At 59.8% G+C, this 24,558-nt stretch carries 25 protein-coding genes and 1 pseudogene; 13 read left to right on the plus strand and 13 right to left on the minus strand.

The window, feature by feature from the left end:
• Positions 1–10 precede the first annotated feature (10 nt).
• The 3 genes from rph (at position 11) to gltS (ending at position 2,706) form a co-directional block, all read left to right on the plus strand.
• Positions 11–733, plus strand: a complete 723-nt coding sequence (gene rph / locus AB4N48_RS25145; protein WP_027610407.1) for a ribonuclease PH — start codon at positions 11–13, stop codon at positions 731–733.
• A gap of 25 nt (positions 734–758) precedes the next feature.
• On the plus strand, positions 759–1,127 hold the full coding sequence (locus AB4N48_RS25150) for a DUF4870 domain-containing protein (protein ID WP_016772541.1): 369 nt from the start codon (positions 759–761) through the stop codon (positions 1,125–1,127).
• A gap of 370 nt (positions 1,128–1,497) precedes the next feature.
• Positions 1,498–2,706 carry a sodium/glutamate symporter gene (gene gltS / locus AB4N48_RS25155; RefSeq protein WP_056791569.1) on the plus strand — a complete coding sequence of 403 codons (1,209 nt, stop codon included), beginning with the start codon at positions 1,498–1,500 and terminating at the stop codon, positions 2,704–2,706.
• 68 nt (positions 2,707–2,774) lie between these two features.
• Here the strand turns inward: gltS and AB4N48_RS25160 are convergent, their stop codons facing one another.
• The gene (locus tag AB4N48_RS25160; protein ID WP_016772543.1) at positions 2,775–3,554 is read right to left on the minus strand and encodes an exodeoxyribonuclease III; all 780 of its coding nucleotides are present in this window, start codon (positions 3,552–3,554) and stop codon (positions 2,775–2,777) included.
• Between the two features lie 82 nt (positions 3,555–3,636).
• On the opposite strand from AB4N48_RS25160, the gene pyrE reads away from it, so the two are divergent.
• Positions 3,637–4,281: an orotate phosphoribosyltransferase gene (gene pyrE, locus AB4N48_RS25165; RefSeq protein ID WP_056791572.1), complete on the plus strand. Its 645-nt coding sequence runs from the start codon at positions 3,637–3,639 to the stop codon at positions 4,279–4,281.
• A 227-nt stretch (positions 4,282–4,508) separates the two neighbouring features.
• Here the strand turns inward: pyrE and AB4N48_RS25170 are convergent, their stop codons facing one another.
• The 6 genes and pseudogenes from AB4N48_RS25170 to coaBC form a co-directional block, all read right to left on the minus strand.
• A complete protein-coding gene (locus tag AB4N48_RS25170) occupies positions 4,509–4,691 on the minus strand; it encodes a hypothetical protein (protein ID WP_224789936.1) in 183 nt (60 codons plus the stop codon).
• 116 nt (positions 4,692–4,807) lie between these two features.
• Positions 4,808–5,038 carry a hypothetical protein gene (locus AB4N48_RS25175; RefSeq protein ID WP_041476633.1) on the minus strand — a complete coding sequence of 77 codons (231 nt, stop codon included), beginning with the start codon at positions 5,036–5,038 and terminating at the stop codon, positions 4,808–4,810.
• 196 nt (positions 5,039–5,234) lie between these two features.
• Entirely contained in the window at positions 5,235–6,140 is a 906-nt protein-coding gene (gene argB / locus AB4N48_RS25180; protein WP_016772548.1) for an acetylglutamate kinase, read from the minus strand.
• Positions 6,141–6,157: 17 nt separating this feature from the next.
• Positions 6,158–7,561, minus strand: a pseudogene (locus tag AB4N48_RS25185) (phosphomannomutase/phosphoglucomutase); the annotation flags it as partial.
• A gap of 303 nt (positions 7,562–7,864) precedes the next feature.
• The gene (dut, locus tag AB4N48_RS25190; RefSeq protein WP_041476635.1) at positions 7,865–8,320 is read right to left on the minus strand and encodes a dUTP diphosphatase; all 456 of its coding nucleotides are present in this window, start codon (positions 8,318–8,320) and stop codon (positions 7,865–7,867) included.
• 5 nt (positions 8,321–8,325) lie between these two features.
• Positions 8,326–9,534 carry a bifunctional phosphopantothenoylcysteine decarboxylase/phosphopantothenate--cysteine ligase CoaBC gene (coaBC, locus tag AB4N48_RS25195; protein ID WP_016772551.1) on the minus strand — a complete coding sequence of 403 codons (1,209 nt, stop codon included), beginning with the start codon at positions 9,532–9,534 and terminating at the stop codon, positions 8,326–8,328.
• A gap of 133 nt (positions 9,535–9,667) precedes the next feature.
• Here coaBC and radC point away from each other — a divergent pair, with 133 nt between their 5' ends.
• On the plus strand, positions 9,668–10,342 hold the full coding sequence (radC, locus tag AB4N48_RS25200) for a RadC family protein (RefSeq protein ID WP_095181239.1): 675 nt from the start codon (positions 9,668–9,670) through the stop codon (positions 10,340–10,342).
• 145 nt (positions 10,343–10,487) lie between these two features.
• Here radC and AB4N48_RS25205 read toward each other — a convergent pair whose 3' ends face one another.
• Positions 10,488–12,074 carry an ABC transporter substrate-binding protein gene (locus AB4N48_RS25205; RefSeq protein ID WP_133335679.1) on the minus strand — a complete coding sequence of 529 codons (1,587 nt, stop codon included), beginning with the start codon at positions 12,072–12,074 and terminating at the stop codon, positions 10,488–10,490.
• A gap of 446 nt (positions 12,075–12,520) precedes the next feature.
• Here AB4N48_RS25205 and rpmB point away from each other — a divergent pair, with 446 nt between their 5' ends.
• Both rpmB and rpmG read left to right on the plus strand, forming a co-directional pair.
• Complete coding sequence (rpmB, locus tag AB4N48_RS25210) at positions 12,521–12,754, plus strand: 50S ribosomal protein L28 (RefSeq protein WP_007920377.1); 234 nt, start codon at positions 12,521–12,523, stop codon at positions 12,752–12,754.
• A gap of 11 nt (positions 12,755–12,765) precedes the next feature.
• On the plus strand, positions 12,766–12,921 hold the full coding sequence (gene rpmG / locus AB4N48_RS25215; RefSeq protein ID WP_016772554.1) for a 50S ribosomal protein L33: 156 nt from the start codon (positions 12,766–12,768) through the stop codon (positions 12,919–12,921).
• A gap of 203 nt (positions 12,922–13,124) precedes the next feature.
• On the opposite strand, the gene AB4N48_RS25220 is transcribed toward rpmG, so the two are convergent.
• The gene (locus AB4N48_RS25220) at positions 13,125–13,487 is read right to left on the minus strand and encodes a cupin domain-containing protein (protein ID WP_150742913.1); all 363 of its coding nucleotides are present in this window, start codon (positions 13,485–13,487) and stop codon (positions 13,125–13,127) included.
• Between the two features lie 236 nt (positions 13,488–13,723).
• Here AB4N48_RS25220 and AB4N48_RS25225 point away from each other — a divergent pair, with 236 nt between their 5' ends.
• The gene (locus tag AB4N48_RS25225; RefSeq protein WP_041476638.1) at positions 13,724–15,217 is read left to right on the plus strand and encodes an aldehyde dehydrogenase; all 1,494 of its coding nucleotides are present in this window, start codon (positions 13,724–13,726) and stop codon (positions 15,215–15,217) included.
• 259 nt (positions 15,218–15,476) lie between these two features.
• On the plus strand, positions 15,477–16,619 hold the full coding sequence (locus AB4N48_RS25230) for an MFS transporter (protein ID WP_056791596.1): 1,143 nt from the start codon (positions 15,477–15,479) through the stop codon (positions 16,617–16,619).
• Between the two features lie 87 nt (positions 16,620–16,706).
• Here AB4N48_RS25230 and AB4N48_RS25235 read toward each other — a convergent pair whose 3' ends face one another.
• Both AB4N48_RS25235 and AB4N48_RS25240 read right to left on the minus strand, forming a co-directional pair.
• A complete protein-coding gene (locus AB4N48_RS25235) occupies positions 16,707–18,275 on the minus strand; it encodes a phospholipase D family protein (protein WP_460059655.1) in 1,569 nt (522 codons plus the stop codon).
• Positions 18,276–18,336: 61 nt separating this feature from the next.
• Entirely contained in the window at positions 18,337–19,758 is a 1,422-nt protein-coding gene (locus AB4N48_RS25240; RefSeq protein ID WP_041476641.1) for an aminotransferase-like domain-containing protein, read from the minus strand.
• Between the two features lie 175 nt (positions 19,759–19,933).
• On the opposite strand from AB4N48_RS25240, the gene AB4N48_RS25245 reads away from it, so the two are divergent.
• On the plus strand, positions 19,934–20,176 hold the full coding sequence (locus AB4N48_RS25245) for a DUF1127 domain-containing protein (protein ID WP_150637114.1): 243 nt from the start codon (positions 19,934–19,936) through the stop codon (positions 20,174–20,176).
• Positions 20,177–20,296: 120 nt separating this feature from the next.
• Here the strand turns inward: AB4N48_RS25245 and AB4N48_RS25250 are convergent, their stop codons facing one another.
• The gene (locus tag AB4N48_RS25250) at positions 20,297–21,607 is read right to left on the minus strand and encodes an NAD(P)/FAD-dependent oxidoreductase (RefSeq protein ID WP_460059654.1); all 1,311 of its coding nucleotides are present in this window, start codon (positions 21,605–21,607) and stop codon (positions 20,297–20,299) included.
• 146 nt (positions 21,608–21,753) lie between these two features.
• On the opposite strand from AB4N48_RS25250, the gene AB4N48_RS25255 reads away from it, so the two are divergent.
• Entirely contained in the window at positions 21,754–22,107 is a 354-nt protein-coding gene (locus AB4N48_RS25255) for a YkgJ family cysteine cluster protein (protein ID WP_041476668.1), read from the plus strand.
• Positions 22,108–22,227: 120 nt separating this feature from the next.
• Here AB4N48_RS25255 and AB4N48_RS25260 read toward each other — a convergent pair whose 3' ends face one another.
• Positions 22,228–22,716: an Lrp/AsnC ligand binding domain-containing protein gene (locus AB4N48_RS25260; RefSeq protein WP_010465173.1), complete on the minus strand. Its 489-nt coding sequence runs from the start codon at positions 22,714–22,716 to the stop codon at positions 22,228–22,230.
• A gap of 153 nt (positions 22,717–22,869) precedes the next feature.
• On the opposite strand from AB4N48_RS25260, the gene dadA reads away from it, so the two are divergent.
• Both dadA and AB4N48_RS25270 read left to right on the plus strand, forming a co-directional pair.
• A complete protein-coding gene (dadA, locus tag AB4N48_RS25265; protein ID WP_056791607.1) occupies positions 22,870–24,174 on the plus strand; it encodes a D-amino acid dehydrogenase in 1,305 nt (434 codons plus the stop codon).
• Positions 24,146–24,499 carry a RidA family protein gene (locus AB4N48_RS25270; RefSeq protein WP_041476645.1) on the plus strand — a complete coding sequence of 118 codons (354 nt, stop codon included), beginning with the start codon at positions 24,146–24,148 and terminating at the stop codon, positions 24,497–24,499. Before dadA ends, AB4N48_RS25270 begins: the two co-directional genes overlap by 29 nt.
• The last annotated feature ends 59 nt before the right edge of the window (positions 24,500–24,558 follow it).

Genomic DNA, 24,558 nt, shown 5'->3' on the forward strand with positions numbered 1-24,558 from the left:
AGGTATCCCTATGAAACGTCCAAGTGGTCGCGCTGCCGATCAGCTCCGCTCGATCCGCATCACCCGCAACTACACCAAACACGCCGAGGGATCCGTACTGGTCGAATTCGGTGATACCAAAGTCATCTGCACCGTCAGCGTCGAAAATGGCGTACCGCGCTTCCTCAAAGGTCAGGGCCAGGGCTGGTTGACTGCCGAGTACGGCATGCTGCCGCGCGCGACCGGCGAGCGTAACCAGCGTGAGGCCAGCCGTGGCAAGCAGGGCGGTCGTACTCTCGAAATCCAGCGTCTGATCGGCCGTTCCCTGCGCGCGGCGCTGGATATGTCCAAGCTTGGCGATGTGACCCTGTATGTCGATTGCGACGTGATCCAGGCCGATGGCGGTACTCGCACCGCCTCCATCACCGGCGCCATGGTGGCGCTGGTCGATGCCCTGAAAGTGATCAAGAAACGCGGCGGCCTGAAAGGCGGTGACCCGCTCAAGCAGATGATTGGTGCGGTCTCGGTCGGCATGTACCAGGGCGAGCCGGTGCTGGATCTGGACTATCTTGAAGATTCCGCTGCTGAAACCGACCTGAACGTAGTGATGACCAGCACCGGCGGTTTCATCGAAGTGCAGGGCACTGCTGAAGGCGCGCCGTTCCAGCCTGAAGACTTGAACGCCATGCTGGAACTGGCGAAGAAAGGCATGAACGAGATCTTCGAACTGCAGAAGGCTGCACTGGCCGACTGAGGTTTTCGACCACAAGGAGGACATGATGAGTGACGAGCAAGAGTTGCTGCCCAAACCGAGCCAGGAGGTTCGCCAGTGGGCAATGTTCTGTCACCTGTCCGCCTTGCTGGGGATCTGGATTCCGTTCGGCAATCTGATCGGGCCGTTGATCCTATGGCAGATGAAGCGCGAGAAAGACCCTTTTATCGATGCACAGGGCAAAGAGGCGTTGAATTTTCAGATCACGGTGGCGATAGCCTCAATGATCTGCTTCCTGCTCATGCTGCTGATCATTGGTTTCTTCCTGTTTGGTTTGTTGGCGATCGCCGCACTGGTCCTGACGATCATTGCAGGGGTCAAAGCCAACGAAGGTTTCCCATACAGATATCCGTTCACCTGGCGATTGATCAAGTGAAAGTCTGTTGTGTCGCAATATGAAAATACCCCGACTTATCGGGGTATTTTTATTTGTGCAACTTAATAATTGGTTTTTGTTGTAGGACTAGTCTGTTAACGATGTGCGGTTTGGCATTTATTTGCTGATGTTCCTCTATTACATCTTTGGTCACAACTGATCGGTCCAGTGCTTATTCCCGTTCTTGTTATTGGCGCGAGCTGGTTGTTAAAGTTGCCCGATGTAATGTTTCGGTTGAAACATTCCGATATGTTCAAGCCATCGATGGCACTTGAATTCCCCAGTAATCAGTGTTGAGAAAATCAGCCGGTTCACCCGTCGAGCCCAGGTAAACGCTCGCCTCGTGAATACTTAGCCAAGAATAATCCACATGATTGAGCTCGATTTCTACGGCACGCTCGTGGCCGCTTCTTTAGTACTGCTGCTCGGACGCGGACTTGTTACGCGTGTCGGCTTTCTGCGAAGTTACAATATTCCTGAACCGGTAGCGGGTGGCCTGGTGGTTGCCGTGCTCCTGTTGATATTGCGCACTTTCGACATTGAAGTGCGCTTCGATACATCATTGCAAACCCCCCTGATGTTGGCTTTCTTTGCCACCATTGGCTTGAGTGCTGACCTTGCCAGTCTGAAGAAGGGCGGCCGCATAGTCGGTATCTTCCTGCTGGCGGTCATTGGCTTGCTGGTGGTGCAAAATGCCATGGGTATCGGCTTGGCAACCCTGCTCGGGCTCGACCCTTTGATGGGCTTGCTGACGGGCTCGATCACGCTGGCCGGCGGCCACGGCACTGGCGCGGCATGGGGCGCGGTGTTCAGCGAGAAATATGGCCTGGCGTCGGCTTCAGAGCTGGCGCTGGCCTCAGCGACGTTCGGTCTGGTGCTGGGTGGTCTGATCGGTGGGCCCGTTGCCCGGTTGCTGATCAAGCGCGTGCAAGTGCCGGGTTGCAATCCGCAACAAGCGCCGCGACTGCCAAGAGGTTTTGAACAGCCAAACAAGGAACGCTCAATCACGCCGTTTTCGTTCGTCGAGACGCTGGCGCTGATTGCCGTCAGCCTGCTCGCTGGCAACCTTCTGAATGGCGTTCTGCATGGCACTGCGTTCGAACTGCCGACGTTTGTTTGCGTGCTGTTTGTAGGTGTGGTGTTGCGCAACAGTCTGTCAGCACTTGGCTTGTATCAGGTGTTCGAGCGTGAAGTTTCCGTGCTCGGCAATGTCAGCCTCTCGCTGTTTCTGGCGATCGCGCTGATGTCGCTGAAGCTTTGGGATCTGGCGGCGTTGGCATTGCCGATCTTCATCATTCTGGCCGTGCAGGCGCTGGTCATGGCGCTGTTCGCGATTTTCGTAACGTTTCGGGTGATGGGCAGCAACTATGATGCCGCCGTACTCGCTGCGGGACACTGCGGCTTTGGGCTGGGTGCCACGCCTACGGCCATTGCCAACATGCAAGCGGTGACGCAGCGCTATGGCCCTTCGCAAATCGCGTTTCTGGTGGTGCCGATGGTAGGAGCGTTCTTCATCGATATCGTTAACGTCATCGTGATCAAGCTGTACCTGGCCTTGCCATTCTTCGCTGCGGTTTAGGAAGCACGGCGCATAAAAAATGCCCGCATCTCACGATGCGGGCATTTTCTTTGGCTGCGATACGACGCTTAGATGGTCAGCGTCCAGTCGTAGTCGACGATCAACGGCGCGTGCTGCGAAAACCGTGGCTGACGCGGCAGGCGTGCACTGCGCACCGAGCGACGCAGGCCCGGGGTCAGGATCTGATAATCGAAACGCCAGCCCAGATTGAGCATCTCGGCCTGTTCGTTATCCGGCCACCAGCTGTACTGATCGCCTTCTCGGCTGACTTCGCGCAGCGCATCGACATAGCCCATGTTGCCGACAATCTCGTCCATCCAGGCGCGTTCCGGCGCCAGGAAGCCTGGAGATTGCTGGCTGTCGCGCCAGTTCTTGATGTCGAGTTTCTGCTGCGCAACGTACAGCGAGCCACAATAAATGTACTCGCGACGTTTGCGTCGCTGTTTGTCCAGGTACTTGCCGAAATCGTCCATGAGCTTGAACTTCTGGTTCAAGTCCTCATCGCCGTTCATCCCCGAAGGAAACAGCAAGGTGGCAATACTGACTTTGTCGAAATCTGCTTGCAGGTAGCGCCCGTAGCGGTCGGCCGTCTCGAAACCGAGACCGCTGATGACAGCCTTCGGTTGCAACCGCGAATACAAAGCCACGCCGCCTTGGGCAGGGACTTCAGCATCGCAGGCATAAAGGAAGTAGCCATCCAGTTGGAAGGCTGGGTCATCCAGTTCAAAGGCGGAGGCACGGGTGTCCTGCAGGCAGATGACGTCGGCATTCTGGGCTTGCAGCCAACTGAGCAAACCGCGCTCGACTGCCGCCTGAATACCATTGACGTTCACACTGATGATCCGCATAAATGGCCCCAAAAATCGCGTGCGTGTATGATACACGGCGTCAAGCTAATTAGCTAAATCCGTGGTATTTGGGGTTTTTTTCATGCAAGCGTATCAGCGCGATTTCATTCGTTTTGCCATCGATCGCGGCGTTTTGCGCTTCGGTGAGTTCACCCTGAAGTCCGGGCGCACCAGTCCCTACTTCTTCAATGCCGGCCTGTTCAATTCGGGTTCGGCCCTTGCCCAGCTGGGACGTTTCTACGCTGCGGCCATCACCGAGAGCGGCATCCCCTTCGACGTTCTGTTTGGCCCGGCTTATAAAGGTATTCCGCTGGCGGCCACGACCGCCGTTGCGCTGGCCGAGCATCACGATCGTGATCTGCCGTGGTGCTTCAACCGTAAGGAAGCCAAGGCCCACGGCGAGGGCGGCAGCCTGGTTGGCGCGCCGCTGACTGGCGAAGTCTTGATCATCGACGACGTGATCACCGCCGGCACCGCCATTCGTGAAGTGATGCAGATCATCGCTTCCCAAGACGGCGCCAAAGCCGCCGGTGTGCTGATCGCGCTGAACCGCCAGGAGCGTGGCAACGGCGAATTGTCGGCCATCCAGGAAGTCGAGCGCGACTTCGGCATTCCGGTGATCAGCATCGTCTCGCTGAATCAGGTGTTGGAGTTCCTCGCCGACGATCCGCAGCTCAAGCAACACCTCCCAGCCGTGGAAGCGTACCGCGCCCAATTTGGCGTGTGATACGCACCTGTAGGAGCTGCCGAAGGCTGCGATCTTTTGATCTTGTTTTTCAGGATCAAGATCAAAAGATCGTCCGATCGCGGCCCGAGCCTTCGGCAGCTCCTACAGTGGTCTACGCAGTTTTTGCCATTTGATCAGCAGTCTCAGCGCCAGTCCTGAGCGCCGGCCATGCCAGATTGAACATGAGCGTAGTCAGGGTCAGCAGCAAGCCACTGACCGCGACGATGTCACTGAATGGCATTCAGACCCAGCGTCGCGCAGAGCAATGCGTGGGAATCTTCGCTGATCTCGAACTGTCCAGCGCGGCCCTTGCGTTTGGTGATGGGTTTGAAGGTCGGCTCGTTCTGGGTGATGAGCATGTTCAATTCATCGCGAATCACGTCGAGCTGATCACCACCAGAAAAGCGCATGGGCGATTTCGGCGTCGCCGATGCGCAAGGTCTTTTTCACCGGTTCCTTCTGTTCCTGCTCGAAAGCGTCGGCGTCGATCGTGAACGAGATCTGCATGGCTCTAGGCGCTCCGGGATTATTTTTTGCTGGCAGCCGGCTTTTCGGTTTTTTCCGGGTACGGATCTTGAGGGGCGTCACCTTGGCCGGTGAGGGTTTTCCAGCCGTTCAGGACATGCGCCGTCTTGCGAAACTGCGGGCAGGGCGGCATTGAAGTCTTGGCTTGATTGGAATAACGATGACCGCAGTCCACGCATTCGTAGGTGCCTGCTGAAACATCGCTGCCGTACGGAACGTAATCTTTCTGCATGAGTGAATCTCCGCTGGATGAGAGGAAGATCCTAGGGGGATTTGTTCTGAAGGGATGTCGGACGTTTCGCTGTGTCGAGTCAGGCTTTTCCTGCGCGCACAAAAAAGATCGCAGCCTTCTTCAGTTCCTGCAGAAATTTCGCAGTAACGAAATTTGCAGGCGCTGCCGCAGACTGCGATCTCCGGTGTATCAGCGATCAGGGACGCTTGCGATTACTGATCAGCGTACCCACGCCAGTATCGGTGAAGATTTCCAGCAGGATCGCGTTCGGCACACGACCGTCGATGATCAACGAACTACCTACGCCACCCTGAACCGCTTCCAGTGCGCAGCGGATCTTCGGCAGCATGCCGCCGTAGATCGTGCCATCGGCGATCAGGTCGTCGACCTGCTGCGTGCTCAGGCCGGTCAGCACGGTGCCCGATTTGTCCATCAGGCCGGCAATGTTGGTCAGCAGCATCAGCTTTTCAGCTTTCAGTGCTTCGGCAACCTTGCCCGCCACCAGGTCGGCGTTGATGTTGTACGACTCGCCGTTCTCACCGACGCCAATCGGCGCGATGACCGGGATGAAGTTGCCTTTGACCAGCAGATTCAACAGCTCGGTATTGATGCCGACGACTTCGCCGACATGGCCGATGTCGATGATTTCCGGCTGGGTCATCTCCGGGGTCTGGCGGGAAACGGTGAGCTTCTTCGCCCGGATCAGCCCGGCATCCTTACCGGTCAGGCCGATGGCGCTGCCGCCATGGCGGTTGATCAGGTTGACGATGCTCTTGTTGACCTGACCGCCAAGGACCATTTCCACCACGTCCATGGTCGCCGCGTCGGTAACGCGCATGCCGTCGACGAAGTGGCTTTCGATCGACAGGCGCTTGAGCAGATCACCGATCTGCGGGCCGCCACCGTGCACGACCACTGGGTTGATGCCCACGGCTTTCATCAGCACGATGTCGCGGGCGAAGCCGGTTTTCAGCTCCTCGCTTTCCATCGCGTTGCCGCCGTATTTGATCACCAGGGTCTTGCCGACATAGCGTCGGATGTAAGGCAGCGCTTCGGACAGGACCTTGGCAGTGTTGGCGGCGGCTTCGCGTTCGAGGGTCATTCAGGGCTCCGGGTGGATCAGAACGGTAGTTGGAGATCAGGTGCAACGCGTTTCAGTTGGGCGTGGAACACATCCTTGATGCGCTGCAATTCAGCCTCGTCATCGGCCTCGAAGCGCAGCACCAGCACCGGTGTGGTGTTGGACGCGCGCACCAGGCCCCAGCCTTTGGCGTAATCGACACGCACGCCGTCGATGGTGGTCAGGTCGGCGCCTTCGCCCCACTGAGCATCGTGCAGTGCATCAATGATGCTGAATTTGCTCTCTTCGGTCACATGGATATTGATTTCCGGCGTGGAAATATCGTTCGGGAAGGTCGCAAACAGCTCTTCCGCGGTGGATTTTTCCTTGCTGAGGATCTCCAGCAGACGTGCGGCGCTGTAGATGCCGTCGTCGAAACCGAACCAGCGTTCCTTGAAGAAGATGTGCCCGCTCATTTCGCCGGCCAACAGTGCGCCGGATTGTTTCATTTTCTTTTTGATCAACGAGTGACCGGTCTTCCACATTAGCGGCCGACCACCGTATTCCTTGATCAATGGCACCAGGCGACGGGTGCATTTGACGTCGAAGATGATTTCCGCGTCCGGGTTGCGCGCCACTACGTCGCGAGCGAACAGCATCAGTAGGCGATCCGGGTAGACGATGCTGCCGGTATTGGTCACCACGCCAACGCGGTCGCCGTCACCGTCGAAGGCCAGGCCGATATCGGCGTTGGTCTCTTTGACTTTGGCAATCAGGTCTACGAGGTTTTCCGGTTTGCCCGGATCCGGGTGATGGTTCGGGAAGTTGCCGTCGACTTCGCAGAACAGCGGGATGACTTCGCAGTTCAGCGCTTCGATCAGTTGCGGGGCGATCACGCCGGCCGCGCCGTTGCCGCAGTCGACCACGACTTTCAGGCGGCGGGCCAGTTTGATGTCCTGGACGATTTCGGTGTTGTAGCGGTCGAGGATTTCGACCTGAGTGACGCTGCCCTGGCCAGTGCTCAGGTCGTTGTTCTTGATGCGTTCGTGCAGCACCTGAATCTGCTCGTTGGCGAGGGTGTCGCCGGCGATGACGATTTTGAAGCCGTTGTAGTTCGACGGATTGTGGCTACCGGTGAGCATCACCCCGGACTTGCCGGCCAGCACGTTGGCGGCGTAGTACAGTGCCGGCGTTGGCACCAGGCCGACATCGCTGACGTGGCAACCGCTCTCGGCGATGCCGCGAATGAGTTCCGCGACCAGCTCCGGGCCGGACAGGCGACCGTCACGACCGACCGACACGTTCGGCTCGCCCTGGGCCAGGCTCTGCGAGCCGATGGCGCGACCGATCCAGTAGGCGGTTTCACCGTTGAGGAATTCCGGCACGGTGCCACGAATGTCGTAGGCGCGGAAAATGCTGTCAGGCAGCGTCGGGGCGATCTTGGCGGGGGTGCTCATCTGTGGACATGCTCCATCTCGAAAAGGGCGGGACAGACCGGCGAATGATTCGACGGCAGGCTCAAACTGAAGGGTATGACGGCGTTTTCCACAGAGAGTTCGTGCTATGAAAGGGCCATGACGCCCCGGCTGGCGTGGCTTTCGGCCGGCAAAACCTTGATTTACGGTGTTAAAACCTGCTGCCGATATAGCGCATTTTTTGTGGCGAGGGGATTTATCCCCGATGGGCTGCGCAGCAGACCCAAAATCTTGGGGCCGCTTCGCAGCCCATCGGGGATAAACCCCCTCACCACAATAATTTCTATCCGGTTATTTGGTGCCGGTATGGCCAAAACCACCGGTACCGCGCTCGGTCTCGACAAACTCTTCAACCATTTCGAAATGCGCCTGCACCACCGGTACCAGCACCAATTGCGCCAGGCGTTCGCCGACGGTCATGGTGAAGTCGCTCTGGCCGCGGTTCCAGCAGGAGACCATCAGCGGGCCCTGGTAATCGGAGTCGATCAGGCCGACCAGATTGCCCAGCACGATGCCGTGTTTGTGGCCCATGCCCGAGCGCGGCAGGATCAGCGCGGCGAGATTCGGGTCGCCGATGTACACCGACAGGCCGGTGGGAATCAGCACGGTTTCACCCGGTTTGATCACGATGTCCTGTTCCAGCATGGCGCGCAGGTCGAGGCCGGCGGAGCCCGGCGTAGCGTATTGCGGCAGCGGGAATTCGCTACCGATGCGTGGATCGAGGATCTTGGCTTGCAAAGCGTGCATGTAAATTAAACCTGGTTCAGACGTTCGGCGATAAAAGTGACCAGTTGGCGAGCGATCTTGCTCTTGCTGGTCTGGGCGAAAACCGTGGCGTGCAGCTCACGGTCGATGACGCTGCAGGCGTTTTCTTCGCTGTTGAAACCGATGCTCGGATTGGCGACGTCGTTGGCGACGATCAGATCGAGATTCTTGTCCTTCAGCTTGCGTGCAGCGTAGTCGAGCAGGTGTTCGGTTTCGGCGGCGAAGCCGACACTGAACGGACGGTCGGGACGGGTCGCGATAGTGGCAAGGATGTCCGGGTTGCGCACCATTTGCAGGACGAAGCCGTCACCGCTCGTAGGATCTTTCTTGAGTTTATGCGGGGCGACGACTTCAGGGCGGTAGTCCGCCACCGCTGCCGACGAGATGAACACGTCGCAAGGCATGGCCGATTCGCAGGCGGCGAGCATGTCGCGGGCGCTGACCACATCGATCCGCGTCACGCGATCAGGCGTCGGCAAGTGCACCGGGCCGCTGATCAAAGTGACACGGGCGCCGGCTTCCACGGCTGCTTCGGCGAGGGCAAAACCCATTTTGCCGGAGCTGTGGTTAGTGATGTAGCGCACCGGGTCGATGTTTTCCTGAGTCGGGCCGGCGGTGATCACCACATGCTTGCCGGTCAGGGCCTGGCGCTGGAAGCAATCAGCGGCGAGCAGGGCCAGATCGGTGGCCTCCATCATGCGGCCCATGCCGACGTCGCCGCAGGCCTGGCTGCCCGAGGCCGGGCCGAAAGTCTTCAGGCCACGGCTTTCCAGCAGTTGCAGGTTGGCCTGGGTCGCCGGGTCGCGCCACATCGCCTGATTCATCGCTGGCGCGACAGCAACCACGGCGTCGGTGGCCAGCACCAAGGTTGTCAGCAGATCGTTGGCAATGCCTTGGGCCAGACGGGCGATCAGGTCGGCGGTGGCCGGGGCGATCAGCACCAGATCGGCCCATTTCGCCAGCTCGATATGACCCATGGCGGCTTCGGCGGCAGGGTCGAGCAAGTCGAGGTGAACCGGGTGGCCCGACAGGGCCTGCATGGTCAGCGGGGTGATGAATTCGGCGCCGCCATGGGTCATGACCACGCGCACTTCGGCACCCTGGTCGATCAGGCGGCGAACCAGATCGGCGCTCTTGTAGGCCGCAATGCCGCCGCCGACGCCCAGAACGATGCGTTTCCGATACAGCCGCTGCATAGGTCTGCCTTTCATTTCGTTGATGACGGCGGCGCGATACCCCTCCCCAGGGTTGAATCGACCGCCAAAAAGATGGGCTACGATATCACAGCGACCGCTACGGAACAGCGGCGCCCACAGACAAGGAGGTGCTATGAGTATTCGCGATTGGCCGGCGGCGGAACGGCCGCGGGAAAGGCTGTTGGAACACGGCGCAGGGAGTCTTTCGGACGCTGAGTTGTTGGCGATTTTTCTGCGCACCGGATTGCCCGGAAAAAGCGCTGTCGACCTCGCCAGACATCTGCTGACGCAATTCGGTGGCCTGCGTTTGCTGCTCGAGGCCGATCAGGACGCATTCAGCAAACAACTGGGCCTCGGCCCCGCCAAGTTCGCGCAGCTGCAAGCCGCGCAGGAAATGAGCAAGCGCCATCTGGCCGAGCGCTCACGACAGAAACCGGCACTCGAGAACCCTCAGGTCGTCCGCGATTACCTCAAGGCGATGCTGCGGCATGAGCCGCACGAGGTGTTCGGCTGCCTGTTTCTCGATTCGAAACATCAGGTGCTGAATTTCGAGGCGCTGTTTCGCGGCTCGATCGACAACACCAGCGTGCACCCACGGGAGGTGGTGAAGCGCGCGCTGGCCAATAACGCCGCAGCAGTGATCCTCTGTCACAACCACCCGTCCGGAAACACCGATCCGAGTCAGGCAGATCGGCTGCTGACCAAGCGCCTGCAGAAAACCCTGGAACTGATTGACGTGCGAGTGCTCGATCACTTCATCGTCGGCGACGGCGAACCGCTGTCGATGGCGGAGTGTGGCTGGATGTAGTTCTCGGCGCCGATTCTGGACCTTGTGGGAGCGAGCCTGCTCGCGAAGGCGTTTTATCAGTCAGCATCATTGTTTGCTGAAAGACCGCTTTCGCGAGCGGGCTCGCTCCCACAGATTGTTTCCATCCACCGGCGTGTCAGGCAGGTTATTTGAGGCTGATCTTGGAATAATCCTGCCGGCCAAACGGGCTGACGGAATAACCCTGAACATCCTTGCGCGTCAAAGCGTAGGCCGTCGGGTGCGCCAGTGGCAGCCACAATGCCTGCTGCTGGATCTGCGCTTGTGCCTGCTCATACAGCTTGGTGCGCACGCCTTGCTCGCTGGTGGTCTTGCCGGCGCTGATCAGCTTGTCCAGATCGGCGTTGCAGTAGCGGGCGAAGTTGGTCCCGGACTTCACTGCCGCGCAGGAAAATTGCGGGGTGAGGAAGTTGTCCGGGTCGCCGTTGTCGCCGGCCCAGCCCATGAATAGCAGATCATGTTCGCCGGCCTTGGCGCGGCGAATCAGTTCGCCCCATTCGATCACGCGGATTTCTGCCTGGATGCCGATCTCGGCCAGATCCGACTGCAGCATCTGCGCGCCGAGGCTTGGGTTCGGGTTGAGCAGGCTGCCCGATGGCCGCGTCCAGATTGTGGTCTGGAAGCCGTCCTTCAAGCCGGCCTTGGCCAGCAGCGCCTTGGCCTTGGCCACGTCGTGCGGGTAGCCCGGCAGGTTCTTCGCGTAGCTCCAGGTGTTCGGCGGGTACGGGCCATTGGCCGCTTCGGCGGTGTCTTCGAACACGGCTTTGATGTAGTTGGCCTTGTCGAAAGCGAGGTTGATCGCCTGGCGCACTTCCGGCTTGTCCAGCGGCGGATGCTGGCTGTTAATGCCCACGAAAGCGGTCATGAAAGCGTCAGTCTTTTCGACTTTCAGCGTCGGTTCCTTCAGCGCGGCCTGTACATCCAATGGTTTCGGCGACAGGGCGATCTGGCATTCATTGCGCCGCAGCTTTTGCAGGCGCACGTTGGCGTCCGGCGTGATGGCGAAGATCAACGGGTCGACGGCAGGCTTGCCATGGAAATAATCCGGGTTGGCCTTGTAGCGAATCGCCGCGTCTTTCTGAAAGCGATTGAACACGAACGGACCGGTGCCGATCGGCTGGCTGTTGAGTTTGTCGGTGGCGCCGGCCTTCATCAGTTTGTCGGCGTATTCGGCGGAATAGATCGAGGCGAAGCCCATGCTCAGGGTCGCGAGGAAGGTCGAATCCGGATGATCAAGCGTGAAACGCACGGTGAGCGGGTCAAGGGCGTCGATCTTCTTGATCAGGGTTGGCAGTTGCATCGACTGCGCATGGGGGAAGCCGCTCTGCGCGACTTTGTGCCACGGGTTGGCCGGGTCGAGCATGCGGTCGAAGCTGAATTTGACGTCTTCGGCACTCAGCTCGCGGCTCGGCTTGAAGTAATCGGTTGTGTGAAATTTCACCTGCGGGTGCAGTTTGAACACATAGGTGAGGCCGTCGGTGCTGACTTCCCAGCTGTCGGCAAGGCTCGGAATGACCTTGCCGCTGGCGGTGTCGAAATCCACCAGGCGGTTCATCAATACGTCAGCCGAAGCATTGGTGGTGGTCAGTGAGTTGTACTGCACCACGTCGAACCCTTCAGGGCTGGCCTCGGTGCACACGCTCAACGCGGCGGCCTGGGCAAGGGGGCTCAGCAGGAGCGGGGCGAGCAACAGGGGTAGGGCAGCGAGGCGCATGGTCGGTTTCCTTTACAGATCGAAGGCCCATCTGCAAGTGCAGTCTGGAAAAGTCCTACCCTAGAGCTCTGAATTGCAAATGACTATCCCCTTTTTGCATTTTCAGGCGCACTCTTGCGCGGTTTCGAGCGTGGGCCGCCCGATGAAAAGTCTGAATCGCCTGTAGGACGGGATTTCTGCGACGAGTGGTCAAAACTGGCCGCAGCCTTTGTCCAAGGCGTCTGCGGCGGAAAAAATCGCCCTTTTGCCGATTGATTGCACACCGATTGTTGTTGCACCCCGGTCTTTCTGGTATAAAGCAGCGCTCTTTTCTAGGGGCCCGGTTCCTTCACTGTAGGTGTAGCCGGTAAGACCTCTAAAGAAACGCGGCGCCTGGCGCCAAATGACTGAGAGATTAAGCGGCCAACCCATGCCGGGTTGGGCATGTGGTTTTAGAGGGCTGAGGCATGTCGAGAGTATGTCAAGTTACCGGTAAGGGTCCGGTGACTGGGAATAACATTTCCCACGCAAACAACAAAACCCGTCGTCGTTTCCTGCCGAACCTGCAGCATCACCGCTTCTGGGTTGAAGAAGAGAAACGTTTTGTGCGTCTGCGCGTATCTGCCAAAGGCATGCGTATCATCGACAAGCGTGGCATCACTGTCGTGCTCGCCGAACTTCGCCGCGATGGCAAGATTTAAGGGAGCTAATCATGCGTGAATTGATTCGTTTGATCTCGAGCGCCGGTACTGGTCACTTCTACACTACCGACAAGAACAAGCGTACTACCCCGGACAAAATCGAGATCAAGAAATATGATCCGGTTGTTCGCAAGCACGTGATGTACAAGGAAGGCAAAATCAAGTAATTGATTTTTCCTGACTACGAAAAAGGCCCGTATCGTGAGATACGGGCCTTTTTTTTGCCTTGGATTCTGCGGTGACCGGTTGGGCCTTATCGCTGGCGAGCCAGCTCCCACTGTGATTGCCGGTCTTCACAGAACCTGTGTCATGCACAAAACCTGTGGGAGCTGGCTTGCCAGCGATGAGGGCCGATCAGCCAGCAAACATCTCAAGCCTTCTGTTCAAAGATCACATAAACCTTGCGGCAAGCCTCCAGCACTTCCCAGGTTCCGCGAAACCCCGCCGGGATCACGAAGCGATCGCCAACGCGCAAGGTCTTGGCATTGCCATCGCTGTCACGCAATACCGAAACCCCCTGCAGAATCTCGCAGTACTCATTCTCGGTGTAATTCACCGTCCACTGGCCCACCGCGCCTTCCCACACACCAACACCCATTTGCCCACAAGGGCTGTCGTATTGATGAAACACCGCTTGCTCAGGGTCGCCTTTGAGCACTTTCGCCGGGTCCGGGCGATAACGCTCGGCTTCGCTGCTGGCGAGGCTGATGTCGACGACGTTCTGGATGTTCATTGTTGTTTTCTCCGTTAATGACGGCGCGTTGGCTGGAATGGGCCAAAGTCTATGTTTATTAAAATGAACACCGCAAGGCCGTATGGCCAGCTTATGTCAAATATATTGAAACAAACCCGGTCGCTGGTTTAGGGTGGCGGGTGCCTCGGGCCGAAAGTGCAGGCTGGCCGGGCAGAATTCTTGAACAGCGCCGCAGCGCTTGCGGTGCTCGTATTCAATAAGAGGAGGACACCCGAATGACCACCCTGACTCGTGCCGACTGGGAACAACGCGCCCGCGATCTGAAAATCGAAGGCCGCGCCTTCCTGAATGGCGAATACACCGACGCCGTTTCCGGCGAAACCTTCGAATGCATCAGCCCGGTCGATGGCCGCTTGCTCGGCAAGATCGCCAGCTGCGACGCCGCCGATGCTGACCGTGCTGTAGAAAACGCCCGCGCCACCTTCAACTCCGGCGTCTGGTCGCGCCTGGCGCCGACCAAACGCAAAGCCACCATGATCCGCTTCGCCAGCCTGCTGAAACAGCACGCCGAAGAACTCGCGCTGCTGGAAACTCTCGACATGGGCAAGCCGATCAGCGATTCGCTGTACATCGACGTGCCGGGTGCGGCGCAGGCGCTGAGCTGGAGCGGTGAAGCGATCGACAAGATCTACGACGAAGTCGCCGCGACCCCACATGATCAACTGGGCTTGGTGACTCGCGAGCCGGTGGGCGTGGTCGGCGCTATCGTGCCGTGGAACTTCCCGCTGATGATGGCTTGCTGGAAACTCGGCCCGGCGCTGTCGACCGGTAACTCGGTGATCCTCAAGCCGTCGGAAAAGTCGCCGCTGACCGCCATCCGTATCGCTGCGCTGGCCATTGAAGCCGGTATTCCGAAAGGCGTGCTCAATGTGCTGCCGGGCTATGGCCACACCGTCGGCAAGGCGCTGGGTCTGCATAATGATGTCGACACGCTGGTCTTCACCGGCTCGACCAAGATCGCCAAGCAACTGATGGTCTACGCCGGCGAATCGAACATGAAGCGCGTCTGGCTGGAAGCCGGCGGCAAGAGCCCGAACATCGTCTTCGCCGATGCGCCGGATCTGCAGGCCGCCGCTGAATCCGCCGCCAGCGCCATCGCCTTCAACCAGGGCGAAGTCTGCACCGCCGGTTCGCGTCTGCTGGTCGAGCGCTCGATCAAGGACAAATTCCTGCCGATGGTGATCGAGGCGCTGAAAACCTGGAAGCCCGGCAATCCGCTGGACCCGGCGACCAACGTCGGTGCGCTGGTCGATACCCAGCAGATGAACACCGTACTGTCGTACATCGAATCCGGCCATAGCGATGGCGCCAAACTGGTCGCCGGCGGCAAGCGCATCCTCCAGGAGACCGGTGGCACTTACGTCGAGCCAACCATTTTCGATGGTGTGAGCAATGCGATGAAGATTGCTCAGGAAGAGATTTTCGGCCCAGTGTTGTCGGTGATCGCTTTCGACAGCGCCGAAGAAGCCATCCAGATTGCCAACGACACGCCATACGGTCTGGCCGCAGCGGTGTGGACCCAGGACATCTCCAAGGCGCATCTGACTGCCAAGGCCCTGCGCGCCGGTAGCGTGTGGGTCAACCAGTACGATGGTGGCGACATGACCGCGCCGTTCGGTGGCTTCAAGCAGTCGGGCAACGGTCGCGACAAATCGCTGCACGCCTTCGACAAGTACACCGAGCTGAAGGCGACGTGGATCAAGCTGTAAGACGTTAGCGAGCCCGGTCACTCCGGGCTTCCTGACCAAACAGAGATCCCCTGTGGGAGCGAGCTCTGTGGTGAGGGGATTTATCCCCGTTTGGCTGCGAAGCAGTCGCTAAACCATTGCACGAGGTGTACCTGGTACATCGTGGTTGCAGGTTTTGGGGCCGCTGCGCGACCCAACGGGGATAAATCCCCTCGCCACAGGGGCTCGCTCCCACAGTGATTTTGTGGTGCATATAAAAATATCCACAGGAGCGTGGAACATGCGGTGGGCGACGTATTTCGCCGTGTTGGCGTCTGTCTTGAGTGTCGGTCTGGCCCTGGGGGTCAGCATGCCGCTGGTGTCGTTGCGTCTGGAGGGCTGGGGCTACGGCTCGTTCGCCATCGGTGTGATGGCAGCCATGCCGGCAATCGGCGTGCTGCTCGGGGCGAAGGTCTCCAGCCATCTCGCTGCGTATTTCGGCACGGCGAACCTGATGCGCCTGTGCCTGTGGGCCGGGGCATTGTCGATCGGCCTGCTGGCGCTGCTGCCGAGTTATCCGATCTGGTTGCTGCTGCGGTTGCTGATCGGTGTGATCCTGACCATCGTGTTCATTCTTGGCGAGAGCTGGATCAATCAGCTGGTGGTCGAGCAGTGGCGCGGGCGTCTGGTGGCGCTGTATGGCAGCAGCTATGCGCTGAGCCAGCTGTCCGGTCCGTTGCTGCTGGGTGCGCTGGGTACCGAGCATGATTACGGTTTCTGGGTCGGGGCCGGTCTGCTGACGCTCTCGCCTTTCCTGCTGCTGGGGCGCAGCGGCGCGCCGAGCAGCGAGGCCAACAGCGTCACGTTTGGTGATCTGTGGGGCTTCGCCCGTGAGCTGCCGGCGATTGCCTGGGCGGTGTCATTGTTCGCCGCGTTCGAAGCGATGATCCTGACGCTGCTGCCGGTGTACTGCCTGCAACAGGGGTTCACCGCCGAAATCGCGCTGGCCATGGTCAGCACCGTGGTGGTCGGCGATGCGCTGCTGCAATTGCCGATCGGCGCATTGGCCGATTACCTGTCGCGGCGCACGCTGTTTGCTGGTTGCGCTGTGGTGTTGATGCTGTCGAGTCTGGCCATTCCGATGCTGATCGACACGCTGCTGATCTGGCCGCTGTGGGTGCTGTTCGGCGCCAGTGCTGGCGGCTTGTTTACCCTGTCGCTGATTCTGATTGGCGAGCGTTATCGTGACGATGCGCTGGTGCGCGCCAATGCGCATATTGCCCAGTTGTGGGGTGTCGGTTGTCTGGTCGGGCCATTGGCGGCGGGGGCGGGGAGTCAGTGGATCAACGGGCATGCGTTGCCACTGTTGATGGCGGCGGGGGCTTTCGGGTTGGTTATCCTGTTGTTGCGCCAGGGCGCCTTCGGCAAAATCCAGACTGCTTGAGATCAAAAGATCGCAGCATCCGGCAGCTCCTACAGTTGGAAATGCGTTTGCCCTGTAGGAGCTGCCGAAGGCTGCGATCTTTGCTTTTTACAGCATCCGCTCCAGGCCGACGCTGGTGCTGAACCATGAGTTGAAGCGCCGCCACCAGCTCCCCGGTTCCTTGGTCAGGGTATGCATCTGGCCGTTGTCCTCGGTGACCCAGACGACCTTGCCGTCCTCGAGTTTCGCCTGATAACTCAAGGTCGGCGCCATGCCTTGCAGTGCCAGTGCGCGCACATGCTCGGCCAGTTCCGGGCTGTCGACCAGGACGCCGACTTCGGTGTTCCACAGCACCGAGCGCGGGTCGAAATTGAACGAGCCGATAAACGATTTGCGTCGATCAAAGATCATCGCCTTGCTGTGCAGGCTGGAATCCGAGCCGCGAAACGACTTGCTGTAGAACACGCGTGGCCCGCTGCCGTAGTTATCCCCAGGCTGGCGGCGCAACTCATAGAGTTTCACTCCGTGTTCAAGCAACGCCTTGCGATAGGGCGCGTAACCGCCATGCACCGCCGGCACGTCGGTAGCCTCCAGCGAATTGGTCAGCAGACTTACGGAGACCCCGGCATCGGCGCGCCCGGTCAGGTAGACCAGCCCCGGCTGGCCGGGCACAAAGTAGGCGGAAATCATGATCAGCTCTTTGCTGACGCCGGTCAGTTCCGGCGCCAGTTGCGTGGTCAGCAGCAGATGCGGATCCGGTTCGCCCTTGGACAGGACCTTGCTCGGTGCATCCCATAGTGCCTGGTTCCAGGCCCAGATCAGCTCTCTGCGCCAGATGTCCATGCGCGGGTCGGTGGTGAACTTCATCAACTGCTGATACAGCGCGTGGTTCTGCTTGCGGGTTTCTTCCAGCGACTCTTCCAGGCGCGTGCGCGTGTTTTGCAGGTCGGCGGCGGTCGGTTGGCTGGAGAGGAATTCGTCGATCGGCTTGCTCAGCGCGCTGTTCCAGTACTGGTCGAAACTGTGTCCGAGCTGCTCGGCCACCGGGCCGATGCTGAGCATGTCGATGTCGGTGAAATTCAGGTTGGCTTCGGCGTCGAAATATTCATCGCCCAGATTGCGCCCGCCGACGATGGCCGCGCTGTTGTCCGCCAGCCACAACTTGTTGTGCATGCGCCGGTGCTGCACGGACAGATTGAACAGTCGCCCGGCCGCGCGTGTTACGCCGGTGCTGCGTCCCAGGTGCAACGGATTGAACAAACGAATCTGGATCTGCGGATGTGCCGCAAGGGTCGCGATGATCTGGTCGAGGCCGTCGCTGGTGGTGTCGTCGAGCAGGATGCGCACGCGCACGCCACGGTCGGCCGCCTTCAACACTTCCTCCACCAGCATCCGCGTGCTGATGCCGTCGTGGACGATGTAGTACTGCAAATCGAGGCTGACCTGGGCGTGACGAATCAGCTCGGCCCTGGCAGTAAACGCCTCGCCGCTGTCGGAGAGCAGGCGAAACCCTGACTGCCCCTTGTAGGGCGCGGCCTGCGCCTGGATCGAACGGCCGAAGCTGGATTGCGAAGCTGGCAAAGCCTGGCTCGGTTCGCGCGGTACATCAAGGCTGGCGCAGCCGCTGAGGAACGAGGCGAGTATCAGTAAAGCGAGTAGGGGCTGTCTGAAGCTCACGTAGGGTCGTTCCGGTTGGCGGCTGAGGTCGGCAATTTGGACGCCGGGCGCGCAAAAAAGGTCAGTCGGTCTCAGCGAGTAATTTGATTGCTGCAGCGCCGACCTTGCGCACCGCTTCTTCGATCTGCGCTGTTGGTTTGGCAGCGTAGTTCATACGCAGACAATTGCGGTACTTGCCCGAGGCGGAAAAGATGCTGCCGACAGCAATCTGTACGCCCTGATCGTGCAGCGCGCGATTCAGTTTCAGCGTGTCGAAACCTTCCGGCAGTTCCACCCAGAGCATGAAGCTGCCTTGCGGGCGACTGGCGCGAGTGCCGGCGGGAAAGTAGCGGGTCACCCAATCGATCATCGCGTCACGATTGCGTTGGTACTGCATGCGCATGCGCCGCAAGTGCGGCTCGAAATGGCCGGCCTTGATGAATTCGGCGATAGCGATCTGCGGTTGTGGTGCGGTCGAGCCGGTGCTGATGTATTTCATGTGCAGCACTCGCTCCAGATATCGGCCCGGCGCCACCCAGCCGATGCGCAGCCCCGGCGCCAGGGTCTTGGAGAACGAGCTGCACAGCAACACGCGGCCGTCTTCGTCGAAGGATTTGATCGTACGCGGGCGCGGGTAGGTATAGGCCAGCTCGCCATACACATCGTCTTCGATGATCGCCACGTCGAAACGCTGGGCGAGCGTCAACAACGCGCGTTTGCGCGACTCGGGCATGACGTAGCCGAGCGGGTTGTTGCAGTTTGGGGTGAGCTGAATGGCCTTGATCGGCCACTGTTCCAGCGCCAGTTCCAGGGCGTCGAGGCTGATCCCGGTGAGCGGGTCGGTGGGGATTTCCAGGGCTTTCATGCCCAGGCCTTTGAGGGTCTGCATGGCGCCGTGGAAACTCGGCGAGTCCACCGCGACGATGTCGCCCGGCTCGCAGATCGCGTGGATGCTGGTGGACAGCGCTTCGTGGCAGCCAGTGGTGATCACCAGATCGCTGGCGCTCAACTGGCAGCCGGAATCAAGCATCAGCCGTGCGATCTGTTCGCGCAGTTCGAGGTTGCCGTGGATGTTGTCGTAATACAGACCAGGCATGTCCTGCCGCCGACTGATTCGCGCCAGCCCACGCAGCAGCGGCTTCATGGTGGGTGAGCCGACGTCGGGCATGCCCCGACCCAATTGCACGACGTCCTTGCGCGGTACGGCGCGAATGAGTTCCAGCACCTGATCCCATTGCGAAATCTCTACCGGCCGTTGCGCGGGGCGGCCTACTGCGGGCAGCTCCGGCAATTCGCGTCCTACGGGGACAAAATAGCCGGACTTGGGTTTTGGCGTGGCCAGACCGCTGTCTTCAAGCACGCGATACGCCTGCTGCACCGTGCTCAGACTGACTCCGTGTTCGACGCTCAAGGCACGCACCGACGGCAAGCGGTCGCCGGGACGATAGAAGCCTTGTTCGATGCGGGTGCCGAGCAATTCGGCGAGGTTTACATACAGAGTCATGGTGGCCTCGGTGCGTCTTGGTGAAAACCAGTACAGATGCGGCAAAAATCAATCATTCAGTCGGCGAATCGGCAAATCTGTATGGATTTAATACTGGTTCTTTGAGTCTGTAATGGTTTTGCTCGCCCGCGCATCATGGAATCTCTGGCTACCCAAGTAAACAGGAGCAACGAAAATGAACGGCTTGAGCGATGTGCGGCTGACGTTACACAGTCAGGAACTGGCGGCAGGGCAAAAGGACAACGCGCGCAATCTGCTGCGTAATGCGCCGTCCGGCCTCAGTCGCTGGGAGCTGTTCTGGCATCGTCTGCACACGCGCAAGGCGTTGCTCGGCCTGACACCGGAGCAGCTCAAGGATGTCGGGTTGACGCGGGAGCAGGCAAGGGAGGAGGGGTTGAAGCCGTTCTGGCGGATATGAATACCGCAGAGCGTTCCCATGCTCTGCGTGGGAACGCCGGCCCGGACGCTCTGCGTCCGCTGTGACGCAGAGCGTCACTGGATGCATTCCCGCGCGGAGCGTGGGAACGATCCTGATTCGTCAGACCAACTCTTTCAGCCGATGCCACAACATCCCCAACGCCAACAACGGCGAGCGCAAGTGCTTACCGCCGGGGAAGGTGATGTGCGGCACCTTGGCGAACAGATCAAAGCCGCCGCCGTGCTGCCCGCTGATTGCTTCGGCCAGCAGCTTGCCGGCCAGGTGTGTGGCATTCACTCCGTGGCCCGAATAAGCCTGGGCGAAATACACGTTCGGCTGGTCGGCGAGCCGGCCAATCTGCGGCAAGCGGTTGGCACCGATGCCGATCATCCCGCCCCACTGATAATCGATTTTCACCTCGGCCAGTTGCGGGAACACTTCAAGCATCTTCGGTTGCATATAGGCGCCGATGTCTTTCGGATCGCGCCCTGAATAATGGCAGGCGCCACCAAACAACAAACGTCGATCCGCCGAGAGCCGGTAGTAATCGAGCGCCACCCGCTGGTCGCAGACCGCCATGTTCTGCGGCAGCAGGTTGTGCGCCTGCTCTGCGCTCAACGGTTCGGTGGCGATGATGTAGCTGCCGGCGGGCAGGACCTTGCCGCTCAGTTGCGGGTTGAGGTCATGGAGATAGGCATTGCAGCCCAACACCAGAGTCTTCGCCCGCACCGAGCCTAGCGCGGTGTGCACCTTCACTTCGGGGCCGTAATCGATGCGCGTCACTGCCGATTGCTCGAACAACTGCACGCCCAGTTGCTGCGCCGCTGCCGCTTCGCCCATCGCCAGATTCAGCGGGTGCAGATGCCCGGAACCCATGTCGATCAAACCGCCGACATAGCGCTTGGAACCGACCACGGTGTGCATTTCACTGGCCTGCAACAGACGGGTTTCGTAGCGATAACCCAGGCTGCGGAGTTCTTCGGCATCTTCGGCAAAACCGTCGAGATCGGAAGGCTTGTTGGCGAGGTCGCAGTAGCCCCAGGTCAGATCGCAGGCAATGCCGAAACGCTCGACGCGGTGACGGACAATCTCCACCGCTTCCAGGCCCATGAGTTTCATTTCGCGCACGCCCTCGGCACCGATGACATTGGCGAACTGATCAAGGCCGTGACCGACACCGCGAATCAACTGCCCGCCGTTGCGACCGCTGGCGCCCCAGCCGATCCTGTGCGCTTCCAGCAACACCACGCTGAAACCGCGTTCGGCCAGTTCCAGCGCCGTGTTCAACCCGGAAAAGCCACCGCCGACCACGCAGACATCCGCCACCACCTCGCCTTGCAGCACGGGATGGTCAGGCTGCGGCAGGCTGCTGGCGGCGTAATAAGAGGCAACGTGGGGTTGGCTCGCGGTGGTCGGGGCGCGGGCGGTCATGGGCATCATCCAACGGCTGAGTGTCGAGAAAATTTGACGGAGCATAAGCCGCGCGCCCGAACGTGGGCAACATCGGTCGGCCTGCGGTGTCTGGATCCGGACTTTTGCGGCACAATCATCAGCCCGCCACTTTGGTCACCGTTTCGATGAGCTGCAACAGTCAGAAAATCCGCACCCTGCGTCAGCAGATCCCCACGTTCGACTGCGTGCCGGGCTGCCACGACTGCTGCGGCCCGGTGACCACGTCGCCCGAGGAAATGGCCCGGCTGCCGCGCAAATCCCGCGCCGAGCAGGATGCCGCGCTGGAAGAACTCAACTGTGTGCACCTGGGGCCGAATGGCTGCACGGTGTATGAAGAGCGGCCGCTGATCTGTCGATTGTTTGGTACGACCAAGACCCTGCCGTGCCCGAACGAGCGGCGGCCGGTGGAGTTGATACATCCACGGGTCGAGAAGCAGATTTTCGAGTACATGGCGGCGAATCGGCAGGTGTTGGTGTAAGTGATCGTTCCCACGCTCTGCGTGGGAATGCCTCTTCGGACGCTCCGCGTTCGGCCTTTGGGACGCAGAGCGTCCCGGGCTGCATTCCCACGCAGAGCGTGGGAACGATCATTGCGGTGATCAGTCCGGAATCGGCAGGCAAAGGCTCTCTTTCACCTCTTCCATGACGATATAGCTCTTCGATTCACGCACATGTGGCAGCTTCAACAGAATGTCGCCGAGCAGTTTGCGGTACGAGGCCATCTCGGAAATCCGCGCCTTCACCAAATAGTCGAAATCTCCTGAGACCAAATGGCACTCCAGCACATGCGGCAGCTTCAGCACCGCGCGGCGGAATTCCTCGAATGTGTCTCCGGATTTGTAATCGAGACTGATCTCGACAAACACCAGCAAGCTACCCTTCAAGTGCTGCGGATTGAGCCGGGCGTTGTAGCCCATGATGATCCCCTCGCGCTCCAGGCGCCGCACGCGCTCGGTGCAGGGCGTGGTCGAGAGGCCGACCTTTTCCCCGAGTTCGGTAAAGGAAATCCGCCCATCCGCCTGCAGGATGCGCAGGATGTTGCGGTCGATCTTGTCCAGCTCACGTTTGGTCTGAGTGTTAGTACGCATAGGGGATGCGCCTCCGTGAAAAGGGTTTTTGCCGAGAATTGTCGCCAAATATAGGCGCTTATATAGTGAAAAGCACTGGCATTTCTTTTTTACACTGCGCCCATCATTGCTCTAACAAACAGTTCGGCGAAAAGCCGCGATGAGGGATTGAAAATGCGCGTCATGGTCTTGGGTAGCGGCGTCATCGGTACCGCCAGTGCTTACTATCTGGCCCGTGCCGGGTTTGAAGTGGTGGTGGTCGACCGGCAGCCTGCTGCGGCCATGGAGACCAGTTTCGCCAACGCCGGCCAGGTCTCGCCGGGTTACGCCTCGCCCTGGGCCGCGCCGGGCGTGCCGCTCAAGGCCATCAAGTGGTTGCTGCAACGCCATGCGCCATTGGCGATCAAGGCCACCGCTGATATCGACCAATACCTGTGGATGGCGCAAATGCTGCGCAACTGCACCGCCAGCCGTTACGCGGTGAACAAGGAGCGCATGGTGCGTCTGTCCGAGTACAGCCGCGACTGCCTCGATGAATTGCGCGCCGAAACCGGTATCGCCTACGAAGGCCGCAGCCTCGGCACCACGCAGTTGTTCCGCACCCAGGCGCAATTGGATAACGCCGCCAAAGACATCGCCGTGCTGAAAGAATCCGGCGTGCCCTTTGAAGTCCTCGACCGCGCCGGCATTGCCCGCGTCGAACCGGCTCTGGCAGGCGTAACTGACATTCTCGCTGGCGCGCTGCGTCTGCCCAATGACCAGACCGGCGACTGCCAGATCTTCACCACCCGTCTCGCCGAAATGGCGCGCAAGCTCGGTGTGGAATTCCGTTTCGGCCAGGACATCCAGAGGCTCGATTACGCCGGTGACCGCATCAACGGTGTGTGGATCGACGGCAAGCTGGAAACTGCGGATCGCTACGTACTGGCGCTGGGCAGCTACTCGCCGCAGTTGCTCAAGCCGCTGGGCATCAAGGCCCCGGTGTATCCGCTCAAGGGCTACTCGCTGACCGTGCCGATCACCAATCCGGACATGGCGCCGACCTCGACCATTCTCGACGAGACCTACAAGGTCGCGATCACCCGCTTCGACAACCGCATCCGCGTCGGCGGCATGGCCGAGATCGCCGGTTTTGACCTGTCGCTGAACCCGCGTCGGCGCGAAACCCTGGAGATGATCGTCAACGACCTTTATCCTCAGGGCGGCAATCTGGCCGAAGCGAGTTTCTGGACCGGCCTGCGTCCGACCACGCCGGACGGTACGCCGATCGTTGGCGCCACGCCGTTCAAGAACCTGTTCCTCAACACCGGTCACGGTACGCTCGGCTGGACCATGGCCTGCGGTTCCGGCCGTTTGCTCGCCGACCTGATGGCGAAGAAAAAGCCGCAGATCAGCGCCGAAGGCCTCGATATTTCCCGTTACGGCAACCAGACCCAGGAGTCCGCAAAACATGTCAATCCAGCGCCAGCTCACCAATGAGCGCATGAGTCAGATCGTCAGCCACAACGGCACCGTGTATCTGGCCGGGCAGGTCGGCGACGACTTTGACGCCGGAATTGAACAGCAGACCCGCGAGGTGCTCGCCAATATCGAGCGCCTGCTCGATCTGGCCGGGACGGACAAGCAGCATCTGTTGTCGGCGACGATCTACCTGAACGACATTGAAGCGCACTTCGCCGGGATGAACGCGGTGTGGGACCAGTGGCTGCCAAAAGGCGCCGCACCGGCCCGTGCCACCGTCGAAGCGAAGATGGCCAAGCCAAGCATTCTGGTGGAGATATCCATCGTCGCCGCGCTGCCATAACGTTTTACAGATCCCTCTCCCGGTGCTGTTGGCGGTTCACGTCGTCAGTCAGCGCCGGT

The sequence above is a fragment of the Pseudomonas sp. S2_C11 genome, from assembly GCF_054668395.1.